The following is a 12,369-nucleotide window of genomic DNA, read 5'->3' as shown; positions in this document are numbered from 1 at the left end:
ACGGACATGGTTGCCGCGGGCGCTCGTAGGATGAACGGGTGAGCGATCGACAGCCCTTCGGGAGCACCCCCGCGAATGCCCCGTACGCTCCGCCGTACGTGTTTCCGCGCGCGATGGTGATGCCGTCTCCTCCCCCGCCGCGGCCTTCGGCGACGATCGGGATCGTCGCGCTCGTCGCCGCACTGGTCGCCGCCGTTGCGGCGCCCCTCGTCGTCGCGTTCGCGGCGTACAGCATCGGAGCGTCGGGCATCGACTTCGCCCGGCTCGTGAGCGGGCCCGACCTCGACCTGGCAGTGCTCAGCCCCGTGCGCGACACGGTGCTCGTCAGCGAGATCGCGGGGTGGGCGGGCACGGCGGCGGGCATGTGGGCCCTCGTGCAGGGCATCATCGCGATCGCGACGGGCGCAGGGCGCGGTCAGGGGATCGCGGCCGTCGTGCTCGCCGTCTGCGGTCCGCTGCTCTTCGCGATCGGCGTCCTGGCCGGTCTCGCGCTCGGCCACGCGGCAACGCCGATCTGATCCGACCGCGCCGTACGCCTCAGACGCGTGGGGCGTGATGCTTCTGCTGCGCCGCGAGCAGTCCCTCGCCGACGAGCTGCTCGACGGCATCGGCGGCGTCGGAGAGCAGGATCGGCAGCGTCTTGCGCTCCGTCGCCCCGAAGGGATCGAGCACCCAGTCCGCGGCATCCTGACGCCCGGGGGGCCGGCCGATGCCGACCCGCACGCGCGGGAAATCCGGAGTGCCGAGAGCCTTCGCGACGTCGCGCACACCGTTGTGACCACCGTGGCCGCCGCCTGTTTTCAGCTTCAGGGTGTCGAACGGGATGTCCAGCTCGTCGTGCACGACGATGACATGGTCGGCATCGATGCCGTAGAACTTCGCGAGCCCCGCGACGGGCCCTCCTGAGACGTTCATGAACGAGTTCGGCTTCGCGAGGATGAGCTTCGCACCCCCCGGCCGCAGCCACGTCTCGACGACCCGGGCATTCGCCTTGTGCGCCTTGAACCCCTCACCGCGCCGTGCCGCGAGCTCATCCACGACGAGCTGCCCGACGTTGTGCCGGGTCGTTTCGTAGCGCGGCCCGGGGTTGCCGAGGCCGACGACAAGCCATGCATCTGCCATGTCCACCATCCTGCCCGAACGCCACACGACTCAGCGCCGCCCGTCCCAACACCGAAGGGGTGCGTCGCCCGATCGGACGACGCACCCCTTCATGAGCTTTCGGAGTCTTACTCTGCGCTCTCGGCCGACTGCTCGGCGGCGAGGGCGGCGTCGTCCTGGGCGATCTCTTCTTCAGCGGCGATCGCGGCGGCGGGCACCGAGATGGCGACGATGAGCGTCTCGGGGTCGGCGATGAGCGACGAGCCCTTGGGCAGCGTGAGGTCGGCGGCGGTGATGTGCGTGCCGTCCTCGAGGCCGTCGATGTTGACCTCGATGCCCTCGGGGATGTGGGTCGCCTCGGCCTCGAGCAGGATCGTCGCGGCGTCGAGGTTGGCGATCGTGCCCGGGGCGGACTCGCCCACCATCGCGACGGGAACGTCGACGTGGACCTTCTCGCCCTTGTTCACGACGAGCAGGTCCATGTGCTCGATGATCTGGCGTACCGGGTCACGCTGCACGTCCTTGACGAGCGTCAGCTGCGACGAGCCCTCGATGTCGAGGTCGAGCAGCGCGTTGGCGCGGCGCACGAGCAGCGAGACCTGGTGGCCCGGCAGCGCGACGTGCACGGGGTCGGTTCCGTGACCGTAGATGACGGCGGGGATCTTGCCCTCGGCGCGGAGGCGACGGGCGAAGCCCTTGCCGAAGTTGTGGCGGGTCTCGGTGGCGACCTTGTTGTCGAGTTCGTTCGACATGATGTTTCTCCTTAGGGCACGCGGCCCGTCTGCTCTCGGGCACCGCGCGAGTCGCGGGCCCACGTAGATGGGGGTCTCGACTCGAACGCGAGTGCGTGAGGAAACCCGAAAGGCCTGCACACCCCCGTCGATAACGGATTCCGTCACGTACCGCCGGGGCGGCAAGCGACGATCCCTCGCCGAAGTCCTCCACGAGTCTACCAGCGCTCCCGCTACGATGAGGAACGGACCATCCTGCCCCGACCCCGGAGGACCCCGTGACCATCGATACCCAGCTCGCCACGACCCTCATGTTGGGGCTCATCAGCCTCCTGAGCGCCCTCGGACTGATCGCCCTCGCCGGCGCCCTGTGGTCGCTCGGCCGCTCGGGGTACCGCAACAGCTGAGCGCCCCGGCGCGGTGGGCGCGCCGCCATCCCCGCGCGATCGCGTCACGCGTTGCGCACCGAATCGTCCCTTCATCGATCCCAGGAGCACGCGTGCCGCAGACCGACCCCTCCCACAGCAACGACATCTCGACCGATCGCGACGACCAGCCGGGCTCGGCTCCCGCCCACGAGGGCGCTCCGCGGCCCGAAGAGGTCGACCGTCCCGTTCCTTCGCCCGAAGGGCCGGATGCCGCGGTCTCCGCGACGGCGAACATCGGTGTCGTCGGCCTGGCGGTGATGGGCTCGAACCTGGCGCGCAACCTCGCCTCGCGCGAGGGGAACACCGTCGCGGTGTTCAACCGCACCTACGCCAAGACCGACGAGCTCGTCACCGAGCACCCCGAAGCCGGTTTCGTCGCCACGTCGTCGTACGAGGAGTTCGCCGCGTCGCTCGTGCGTCCGCGCACGGCCGTCATCATGGTGAAAGCCGGCCCCGCCACCGACGCCGTGATCGACGCGCTCGTGTCGGTGTTCGAGCCGGGCGACATCATCGTCGACGGCGGCAATGCGCTGTTCACCGACACGATCCGCCGCGAGAAGGCCGTGCGGGACACGGGCGTCAACTTCGTCGGCATGGGCGTCTCCGGCGGCGAGGAAGGCGCGCTGCTCGGTCCCTCGCTCATGCCCGGCGGATCCGACGAGTCCTGGACCACGCTCGGCCCGATCCTGCGTTCGATCGCGGCGGTCGCCGAGGGCGAGCCGTGCGTGACGCACGTCGGCCACGACGGCGCCGGACACTTCGTGAAGATGGTGCACAACGGCATCGAGTACGCCGACATGCAGCTGATCGCCGAAGCGTACGACCTGATCCGGCGGGCCACCGGCAAGAGCCCCGCCCAGATCGCGGACATCTTCACGCAGTGGAACACCGGCGAGCTCGAGTCGTATCTGATCGAGATCACCGCCGAAGTCCTCCGCCAGACCGACGCCTCCACCGGCGAACCGCTCGTGGACGTCATCGCCGACCAGGCGGGCGCGAAGGGCACCGGGGCATGGACGGTGCAGACCGCCCTCGACCTCGGCGTGCCGGTGTCCGGGATCGCGGAAGCCACGTTCGCCCGGTCTCTCTCGGCACAGGGCGCCCAGCGTCCGTATGGCGCGAACCTGCCCGGCCCCGACGGCGACCTCGACGTCACCGACGTCGAGGCGTTCATCGAAGACGTGCGGTTGGCGCTGTACGCGTCGAAGATCGTCGCGTACTCGCAGGGATTCGACCTCATCCGCGCCGGCGCCGCCGAGTACGGCTGGGCGATCGACCTCGGCGCCATCTCGAAGATCTGGCGCGCGGGCTGCATCATCCGCGCCCAGTTCCTCAACCGGATCGCCGACGCCTACACGCAAGACCCCGGTCTGCCCCTGCTCATGGCCGCTCCGTACTTCGACGAAGCGCTCGGCCGGGCACAGGGGGCATGGCGCCGCATCGTCGCCGATGCCGCCGTCAGCGGCATCCCCTCCCCCGCATTCAGCTCGTCGCTGGCCTACTACGACGGCATCCGCGCCAAACGACTGCCGGCGGCGCTCATCCAGGGCCAGCGCGACTTCTTCGGTGCGCACACCTATCGGCGGATCGACCGCGAGGGCACCTTCCACACCCTCTGGTCGGGGGACCGCACCGAGATCGAGGCCGAAGACACGCACTGACGCGCGCCCGTGACCCCGAGACACCGGCCGCCGAGAGCGGTCTCGGTCATCGGGCTCATAGGAAGTGCATAGACAGTGCCGAGCGCGGGGCGTAGGCCAGACCCGGGGAACAGCCCACAATGGGAAGCGTGAACGCAACCCCCACTCTGCGCCGGCCCGACGGCACGGCCCTGCGCGTGCTCGTCGTCGACGACGAGCAGATGCTCACCGACCTGCTCGCCATGGCGCTGCGCATGGAGGGCTGGGAGGTGCGTGCCGCGTCTTCGGGCACCGAGGCGCTGCAGGCCGCGCGCGAGTTCGAGCCCGACGCCATGGTCCTCGACGTCATGATGCCCGACCTCGACGGGATGGCCGTGCTGCAGCGCCTGCGCCACTCGGGTGACAACGTGCCCGTGCTCTTCCTCACGGCGAAGGACGCCGTCGCCGACCGCGTCGCGGGTCTCACCGCGGGCGGCGACGACTACGTCACGAAGCCCTTCAGCCTCGAAGAGGTCGTGGCGCGTCTACGCGGCCTCATGCGCCGCGCAGGAACGGCGCATACGAGCGGCAGTGAGCCCATCCTGCGCGTCGGCGATCTCACGCTCAACGAGGACAGCCACGAAGTCGAGCGCTCGGGAACAGAGATCGAACTCACGGCGACCGAATTCGAGCTGCTGCGCTTCCTGATGCGCAACCAGCGCCGCGTCGTGTCGAAATCCCAGATCCTCGACCGGGTGTGGAACTACGACTTCGGCGGGCGCTCATCGGTCGTCGAGCTGTACATCTCGTACCTGCGGAAGAAGATCGATGCGGGCCGCGAACCCCTCATCCATACCGTGCGCGGCGTCGGGTACATGATCAAGGCCCCGCAGTGACGTCGGATGCCGCTCCCCCGGCGTCACCGAAAGGCCGACGGCCCTGGACCCTGCAGAACCGCCTCATCATCACGATCGTCTCGATCGTCTCGCTCATCCTCGTGCTCGTCGCCGTCGCGATGAGCGCGATCCTCGGCACCGTGCTCGAGCAGCGCCTCAACGCGCAGCTGACCGCGACGGCGAACCGCACGGCGCTGTGGATCGGGCCCCTGCTGAACGCGGGCCTGTCCGCCGCTGACGTGCTGCGCGAGAATCCACAGCCGGTCGGATCGCTGCTGGCGATCTCGTCGCCGTTCGGAGACGCGACGGCCGCCGTCGTCACCGAGGACGGCAGCGTCACGGCGCTCGATGACGATCAGATCTCTCAGATCGAACAGGGACTGCGCGTCGAGGGACCCATCGTCGCGTCGATCGACGGTGTCGGGACGTACCGGCTCGAGGGACTGCGTGCGGGGGCCACCGTCGTGCTCGTCGGCCTGTCGCGCGCCGATGTCGCCGCCACGATCGGACAGATGCTCACGACGATCACTCTGCTCACCCTCGGCGGACTGATGCTGCTCAGCGTCGCGACGGCGTGGACGATCCGCGTGGGACTCGCGCCGCTTCGGGCCGTCGCCGACACCGCAGCGCGGGTGTCGGCGCTGCCCCTGGCCGAGGGCACCGTGTCGCTCACCGAACGCGTGCCGGCCACGCAGGCCGACCCGCGCACCGAAGTCGGACGCGTCGGCGCGGCGCTCAACACGCTGCTCGATCACGTCGCGGCTTCGCTCGATGCGCGTCAGCGCAACGAAGAGCGGATGCGGGCTTTCGTCGCCGATGCGAGCCACGAGCTGCGCACGCCCCTCGCCTCGATCCGGGGGTACTCCGAGCTGTCGCTGCGATCCCTGCGGCAGGCGCAGGGATCGGGCGGGGCGGCCGCGGACACCATTGCGCGCGAGACGACGGAGGCCTCGCTCGAGCGCATTCAGGCGCAGTCGCTGCGCATGACGGCGCTCGTGGAGGACTTGCTGCTGCTCGCCCGGCTCGATGAGGGACAAGAGCTCGTCTACGGCTCTGTCGACCTCTCGCGGCTCGTGATCGATGCGACGGGCGACGCGCGGGCGGCGGCATCCGATCATGACTGGTCGCTCGATCTCGACGAGCAGCCCGTCGTCGTGGCGGGAGACACCGGGCGGCTCACGCAGGTCGTGGCCAACCTGCTCGCCAACGCGCGCGTGCACACGCCCGCGGGCACGCACGTCGCGGTCTCGGTGCGCCACGACGGCCGAGACGCCGTCGTGCGCGTGCACGATGACGGCCCGGGGATCGACCCCGCCGTCGCCGACGAGCTGTTCCAGCGCTTCGCGCGCGGCGACCGCTCGCGTGCGCGGCAGACCGGCGGCACGGGCCTCGGGCTGTCGATCGCGCAGGCGATCGCCCGCGCACACGGCGGGTCGCTGTCGGTGCGGTCGGCACCGGGCGACACGACGTTCGAGCTGAGGCTTCCTGCGGCGCGACCGGCTGACCCGGGCGCGCACCCCGCTCAGTAGCCGCTGAAGGCGTCGGTCGTGATCGAGCGCGCGCGCTCGAGGGCGGGCGCGAGGTCGGCGATCAGCCCGGCCGGCCCGGAGATGTAGGCGTGCCGTGAGGTGATGTCGGGTACGACGCGCACGAGGCCCTCGGCGTCGAGCCGGACACCCCGCGCCCACATCCAGTGGGACGGCAGATCCTCGGGCCGATCCCGCGTGAAGACGACCACGGGCACGCCCGTCGACTCGAGGTCGGAGCGGTAGGCGAGCTCGGACGCCTCGGAGGCCACGTACACGAGAATGACGTCGCGTGCCTCGTCGGCGAGCTTCGCGGCACGCAGCTGCGACACGAACGGCGTCACGCCGATGCCGGCGGCGACCAGCAGCAGGGGCGCGCTCGTGCGCCGGGGCAGCACGAAGTCGCCCCACACGCCCGTGACGGGCAGCGCGGTTCCGGGTTCGACGGCCGCCAGCGCGCGCTTGTACGAGCTCGGCGGCTTCGCCCCGGAGCTCGGCGCCTCGCGGAAGGCGACGCGCACGAAGGGCATGTCCTGCGGCGCCGAGGCGATGCTGAACTCGCGCCGTGTTCCGCGGGCATCAGGGTGGTGGTGGGGCACTTCGAGCTCGAGGTACTGCCCCGGCACGAACCGCAGAGGACGACGGGCGCGGAAGGTGATCTCGCGGACGGTCGGGGTGAGCTGTGCGCGTGATTCGAGCACGAGGCTCACCGACGAGCGCACCGCGAACGCGAAGGCGACGAGGTTGCCGATGAGCAGCGCCCGCTCCTGCCCGAGAGTGATCGCTCCGAGATCGATCGGCCAGCCCGCGAGAAGGCCCACGACGCCGGCGACGATGAACTGCTGGCGACGACGCGGCGGCAGGGTGAGGGGCTCGGAGAGCATGAACGCGCCGAGGAAGAGGAAGGGGGAAGACGACAGGATCGGCCAGAAGATGTCGCCGACCTCGGTCGACACCCCCGCCGCCTGATACTGCGCCGCCGTGCGCACGACGGCGACGCCGACCGCGACGACGAGGAAGACACCGATCACCCGCAGCTTCTCTGTGCGCCACAGGACCACGATGCCGAGCAGCGCGACGGGTACGGCCATCGCGGGTGTGCCGACCCACCACGACGGCATCCCGAGCGATGGCACGGCCAGTGCGACCAACGTCAGCACCGTCGCGCCGACGGCGGCGGGGTTGAGGATGTGCCGGCCCTGCCACGCCAGGATGTACTTCGAGAGGGATGCCACGGCGGCTGCCAGCGCGATCCCGGCCAGTCCCGCGAGGTCGAGCGTCGGGCGCAGCACGAAGAGCAGGATGTGCGCCGTGATGAGCGAGGACTCCAGACGCCACGGCAGCGAGAGGATCCGCTGAGCCGCGGCATCCACCCCCACGCACACGACCGAGAGCACCGCGAGCGTCGCGATCAGCTCGAGCGGACCGGGGGCGACCAGACCGAAGAACGACAGCACGAAGGCGACGGCAGCCAGCGCGGCGAGCGCGAGCATCACGAGCCGGTACATCGATACACGTCCGAGAACCGCGAAGACCCGGCTCCAGAGGACGGTCAGCGAGCCCAGCACGTCACACCACCTCACGAGAGAGGTCGGCAGACGAACGGAGGCGCGGCGAAGACGTGTCGGTCACCGTTCCACGGTACTGCCCGCACCGAACAGCTCTGCACCGCAGCCGGGCGACCACTGCACCCGACCGTCGGTGCTCATCCGCACCCACTCGACGCCCCAGGCGTGGGCGAGCCGAGGACCGCCGTCGAAGAACAGCGCCGTCGCGATCGCGTCGGCCCGCAGCGCCGTCTCGCCCACAGCCCACGTCGCCGCGATCGCGCGCACGGGCTCCCCCGTCCGGGCATCGAGCACGTGGTGCAGGCGCTCGCCCCACGCGCGCCGGTTCGTCGCCGAGGCGCACAGCGCGGCATCCTCGATCTGCCACACCCCGATCGCGCGGCGAGCGTCGAACGGGTGCTCGAGCCCGATCCGCTCGCGCGTACCCCGCACCGCGATGTCGCCGCCGGCGTCGACGACGGCATCTCGGCATCCCGCGCCGGTGAGGACGTCCGCGACGAGGTCGACGAGACGACCCTTGCCGACCGCGCCGACATCGATGAGGGCGGGATGCCGCAGGCCGAGATGGTGCTCGCTCCAGGTGAGCAGGTCGCGCCAGTCGGCGGCCGCGGGCTGCGCGCCGCGATCGACGAGAGAGAAGTCCGCGTCGTATCCGCGATGCGCGAGCGCGTCGCCGACGAGGGGCTGCACGGCGCCGGCCGTCGCCTCGGCCAGAGCGACGTAGACGTCGAGCATGGCGCGGGTGTCCGCGGGCGCAGGCACCTCTCCCCCGTCACGCGCGAGCAGGCTGATGAGCGAATCGGGGCGGAAGCGCGACCAGGCGGCATCGAACGACGAGATGACGGATGCCACGCGGTCACGCACGGCGCTGGGCACCGGATCGGCGGTCTCGATGTGCCACACCGTGCCGATGGCGGTGAAGCCCCACTGCGAGCGCGGCGACACGTGCGTCAGCCCGCGGCGTCGGCCTTGATCGCCCCGAGCGCCTCGGCGAAGCCGCCGCTGGTGAGCGAGGACCCGGCGACGCGGCTGACCGAGATCTCATCGAGCGGCTTTCCCACGACCTCGTCAGAGATGCCGCCGATGAACTGCGACTGGAACTGCCCCGACTCGGCGCGTTGCGGGTCTCCGACGACGCTCACGTCGGTCACGACCTCATCGGCGAGCGTGAGGGTCACCGTGATCGTCTCGACCGTCTCGGGCGTCGCGTACGAACCCTGCGCCGTGTAGGTGCCGTCGGCGTACTGCCCTGTGGAGCGCTCACCGTCGGGTTCGGCGGAACCGCACCCCGCGAGACCGAACGCACCAGCCACACCGAGCGCGGTCGCCATGACCACGCGAGTACGAGCGATCACGCCGCCCCGTCGAACATGCTCGTGACCGAACCGTCCTCGAAGATCTCGTGGATCGCGCGGGCGAGCAGCGGAGCGATCGGCAGGACGGTGAGGCTCGGGAAGCGCTTCTCGGGCGGCAGCGGGACCGTGTCGGTGACGACGACCTCGTCGATCGCTTCGCTCTGCAGACGCTCAGTGGCGGGAGCGCTGAAGATGGCGTGCGTCGCGGCGACGATGACGCGCTCGGCGCCGCTCTTCTTGAGAGCCTCGGCCGCCTTCACGATCGTGCCACCCGTGTCGATCATGTCGTCGACCAGCAAGCAGACCCGACCCTCGACGTGCCCGACGATCTCGTTGACGGACACCTGGTTGGCGATGTTCGGGTCGCGGCGCTTGTGGATGATCGCCAGCGGCGCGCCGAGACTGTCCGACCACAGGTCGGCGACGCGCACGCGGCCGGTGTCGGGAGAGACGATGGTGAGCTTGGCGCGGTCTTCCTCTGAGAGCGTGTTCTCGAAGTACTCCAACAGCACAGGCTTGGCGAACAGGTGGTCGACGGGGCCGTCGAAGAAGCCCTGGATCTGCGCGGCGTGCAGGTCGACGCTCATGATCCGATCCGCGCCCGCGGTGCGCAGCAGGTCGGACACGAGTCGGGCGCTGATCGGCTCGCGACCGCGACCCTTCTTGTCCTGACGCGAGTAGGGGTAGTACGGCATGACCACCGTGACGCGCTTCGCGGAAGCGCGCTTGGCGGCATCCAGCATGATGAGCGTCTCCATGAGCCACTCGTTGACCGGCGGCCCGAAGCTCTGGATGAGGAAGAAGTCGCATCCGCGGATCGACACCTCGAAGCGGGTCAGGATCTCTCCCGACGCGAACGTGCGGTACTCGGTCGGAACGAGCTTCGTACCCAGACCCTCGGCGACGTCGGCCGCCAGTTCGGGGTGCGAACGGCCCGACGCGACGACGAGCCGCTTCTTGGTCTTCGCTACCAGGCCCGGGGCCATGTCCCGCGCGTTGTCGCGGTCAGCCGTCTTGCTCTTGCGCCCCATCGTCCGCTTTCTGTGCGGACCGAGCCTTGGCCGCGACGTCCGCGGCTCCGGTTCCCGGTCTGTTCATCTCGACCCACCCCTCGACGTTGCGTTGAGGTGAGACGCTCAGTGCCAGGGCACCCGCGGGAACGTCCTTGCGAACGACGGCTCCCGCCCCGGTCTTCGCGCCATCTCCGATTCTAACCGGCGCGACGAAGACGTTATGCGACCCCGTGTGTACCTCGTCGCCGACCTCGGTGCGGTGCTTGGCGAGATCGTCGTAGTTGGCGGTGATGGCGCCGGCACCGAGGTTCACACGGCGGCCGATCGTCGCGTCGCCGATGTAGGACAGATGAGGAACCTTGCTGCCCTCGCCGATCGTGGTGTTCTTCGTTTCGACGAACGTTCCGATCTTGCCGTTCTCGCCGAGGATCGTGCCGGGCCGCAAGTACGAGAACGGTCCGACCGTCGCACCTGCGCCGATGACGGCCAGTGTCGCGTCGGTGCGCTTGACGGTCGCACCCTCCCCCACTTCGCAGTCGGACAGCGTCGTGTCGGGTCCGATGACCGCGCCCGAGGCGATCGTCGTCGTCCGCAGCAGATACGTGTTCGGCAGGACCGTGACATCGGGCGCGAGCGTCGCGTCGACGTCGATCCATGTCGTCGCGGGGTCGAGGATCGACGCGCCTTCGAGCTGCCAGCGTCGCACCGTGCGGGCATTGAGCAGACGCGCCGCCTCGGCCAGCTGCACGCGGTCGTTGACCCCGAGCGCGACGGCGGCGTCGGGGGCCGGTGCCGCGGCGACCGGCTCGTCGGCACCGCGCAGCAGGCCCACGACATCGGTGAGGTACATCTCGCCCTGCGCGTTGGCGGTGCCCACGCGCGCGAGCTGCGTGCGCAGCGACGCCGCGCGGAAGACATAGACCCCCGCGTTGATCTCGGTGACGGCGCGCTCCTCGGGCGTGGCATCCTTCTGCTCGACGATGCGCTCGACAGCGCCCGACGCGTCGCGGATGATGCGGCCGTAACCGGTCGGCTCATCGAGGATGGCGCTCAGCACGGTCGCGGCGGCGGCACGCTCACGGTGCGTCCGAAGCAGCATCTCGAGGGTGTCCGCGTCCAGCAGCGGCACATCGCCGCTCAGCACGAGCACATCCCCGTCGAAGGCGGGGATCGCCTCGAGCGCGATCTCGACGGCGCGGCCGGTGCCGGGGACGTCGTCCTGATCGACGACGACGGCCTCGGGGTCGGTGTCGACCACGGCCTGCGCGACACGGTCGCGCTCGTGCCGCACGACGACGAGCACGGCGGCGGGTGAGAGCGCGCGAGCCGTGCGCACGACGTGCCCGACCAGCGGAAGCCCGCCGATCGGATGCAGCACCTTGGGCAGCGCCGACTTCATACGGGTGCCCTGCCCCGCGGCGAGGACGACGACGGCCAGCGGTGTGTGCGTGTTCGACATGCTCCGCCGCCAGGATTCGAACCTGGGCCTAACAGCTCCAAAGGCTGTCGTGCTGCCGTTACACCACGGCGGACCGGCCGCCACCGCGGCACCCGACAAGTCTGCCACGTGGAAGGCGGATGGGATGATGGGCGGGTGGCGGATAAGTCGGACGAAGTCGATCGCATCGTCGAGGCGTGGGTCGCGCAGCGCCCCGACCTCGACTTCTCGCCGCTGGAAGTGCTCTCGCGCGTCGACCGGCTCTCTCGCCACCTCGATCGCGCGCGTCGCGATGCGTTCCGCCGCAGCGACCTGGAGCCGTGGGAGTGGGACGTGCTGTCGGCTCTGCGGCGCGCGGGTGAGCCGTTTCAGCTGAGCCCCAAGCAACTGCTGCAGCAGACGCTCGTCTCCAGCGGCACGATGACGAACCGCATCGATCGGCTCGTGGCGCGGCGGCTCGTGCGACGCGAAGCCGACCCCGACGACGGGCGCAGCATCCTCGTCACGATCACCGATGACGGACGCCTGCGCGTCGATGCGGCCATCACGCGCCTCGTCGACGCCGAGGCGACGCTGCTCGCGACTCTCTCCCGCGCCGACCGCGATCGCCTCGCCGGGCTGTTGCGAAAGCTGAGCCTCGGCTTCGACCGCTGAGCGCATCCGGGCCGGCGTCACCACCGGGCCCGGATGCCAC

General features: G+C 70.3%; 13 protein-coding genes and 1 tRNA gene. 6 read left to right on the top strand and 8 right to left on the bottom strand.

Going from position 1 to position 12,369, the window contains the following annotated elements:
* The first annotated feature begins 38 nt into the window (after positions 1-38).
* The gene (locus tag AC25YV_RS10970) at positions 39-518 is read left to right on the top strand and encodes a hypothetical protein (protein ID WP_488123883.1); all 480 of its coding nucleotides are present in this window, start codon (positions 39-41) and stop codon (positions 516-518) included.
* A gap of 19 nt (positions 519-537) precedes the next feature.
* Here the strand turns inward: AC25YV_RS10970 and pth are convergent, their stop codons facing one another.
* The gene (gene pth, locus AC25YV_RS10965) at positions 538-1,122 is read right to left on the bottom strand and encodes an aminoacyl-tRNA hydrolase (RefSeq protein ID WP_488123882.1); all 585 of its coding nucleotides are present in this window, start codon (positions 1,120-1,122) and stop codon (positions 538-540) included.
* A gap of 107 nt (positions 1,123-1,229) precedes the next feature.
* Positions 1,230-1,853, bottom strand: coding sequence for a 50S ribosomal protein L25/general stress protein Ctc (locus AC25YV_RS10960; protein WP_488123881.1), 624 nt, complete (start codon positions 1,851-1,853; stop codon positions 1,230-1,232).
* Positions 1,854-2,110: 257 nt separating this feature from the next.
* Between AC25YV_RS10960 and AC25YV_RS10955 the strand changes: the two genes are divergently transcribed.
* The 4 genes from AC25YV_RS10955 to AC25YV_RS10940 all read left to right on the top strand — a co-directional run bounded on the left by AC25YV_RS10955 (position 2,111) and on the right by AC25YV_RS10940 (position 6,304).
* Complete coding sequence (locus AC25YV_RS10955; protein WP_488123880.1) at positions 2,111-2,239, top strand: hypothetical protein; 129 nt, start codon at positions 2,111-2,113, stop codon at positions 2,237-2,239.
* A 254-nt stretch (positions 2,240-2,493) separates the two neighbouring features.
* Positions 2,494-3,921: an NADP-dependent phosphogluconate dehydrogenase gene (gndA, locus tag AC25YV_RS10950; protein ID WP_488124039.1), complete on the top strand. Its 1,428-nt coding sequence runs from the start codon at positions 2,494-2,496 to the stop codon at positions 3,919-3,921.
* 128 nt (positions 3,922-4,049) lie between these two features.
* Positions 4,050-4,775 (top strand): response regulator transcription factor, encoded by a 726-nt coding sequence (locus tag AC25YV_RS10945; RefSeq protein WP_488123879.1) that lies wholly within the window; start codon positions 4,050-4,052, stop codon positions 4,773-4,775.
* A 119-nt stretch (positions 4,776-4,894) separates the two neighbouring features.
* Positions 4,895-6,304, top strand: a complete 1,410-nt coding sequence (locus AC25YV_RS10940; protein ID WP_488124038.1) for a sensor histidine kinase — start codon at positions 4,895-4,897, stop codon at positions 6,302-6,304.
* Here the strand turns inward: AC25YV_RS10940 and AC25YV_RS10935 are convergent.
* The 6 genes from AC25YV_RS10935 to AC25YV_RS10910 form a co-directional block, all read right to left on the bottom strand.
* Positions 6,298-7,869 carry an FAD-dependent oxidoreductase gene (locus AC25YV_RS10935; protein WP_488123878.1) on the bottom strand — a complete coding sequence of 524 codons (1,572 nt, stop codon included), beginning with the start codon at positions 7,867-7,869 and terminating at the stop codon, positions 6,298-6,300. The genes AC25YV_RS10940 and AC25YV_RS10935 overlap by 7 nt on opposite strands.
* A 60-nt stretch (positions 7,870-7,929) precedes the next feature.
* Positions 7,930-8,814, bottom strand: a complete 885-nt coding sequence (locus AC25YV_RS10930) for an FAD:protein FMN transferase (protein ID WP_488123877.1) — start codon at positions 8,812-8,814, stop codon at positions 7,930-7,932.
* Positions 8,815-8,819: 5 nt separating this feature from the next.
* Positions 8,820-9,200 carry an FMN-binding protein gene (locus AC25YV_RS10925; RefSeq protein ID WP_488123876.1) on the bottom strand — a complete coding sequence of 127 codons (381 nt, stop codon included), beginning with the start codon at positions 9,198-9,200 and terminating at the stop codon, positions 8,820-8,822.
* A 20-nt stretch (positions 9,201-9,220) separates the two neighbouring features.
* Entirely contained in the window at positions 9,221-10,255 is a 1,035-nt protein-coding gene (locus tag AC25YV_RS10920) for a ribose-phosphate diphosphokinase (RefSeq protein WP_488123875.1), read from the bottom strand.
* Entirely contained in the window at positions 10,230-11,696 is a 1,467-nt protein-coding gene (gene glmU / locus AC25YV_RS10915; protein WP_488123874.1) for a bifunctional UDP-N-acetylglucosamine diphosphorylase/glucosamine-1-phosphate N-acetyltransferase GlmU, read from the bottom strand. Before glmU ends, AC25YV_RS10920 begins: the two co-directional genes overlap by 26 nt.
* 1 nt (position 11,697) lies before the next feature.
* Positions 11,698-11,769 (bottom strand) — tRNA-Gln (locus AC25YV_RS10910).
* A 62-nt stretch (positions 11,770-11,831) separates the two neighbouring features.
* On the opposite strand from AC25YV_RS10910, the gene AC25YV_RS10905 reads away from it, so the two are divergent.
* Positions 11,832-12,329 carry a MarR family winged helix-turn-helix transcriptional regulator gene (locus AC25YV_RS10905; RefSeq protein ID WP_488123873.1) on the top strand — a complete coding sequence of 166 codons (498 nt, stop codon included), beginning with the start codon at positions 11,832-11,834 and terminating at the stop codon, positions 12,327-12,329.
* Positions 12,330-12,369: the final 40 nt, after the last annotated feature.

The organism is Microbacterium sp. Y832, from assembly GCF_057669765.1.
Note: the sequence above shows the minus strand (reverse complement) of the source record. Positions and strands in the feature narration are given on the sequence as shown.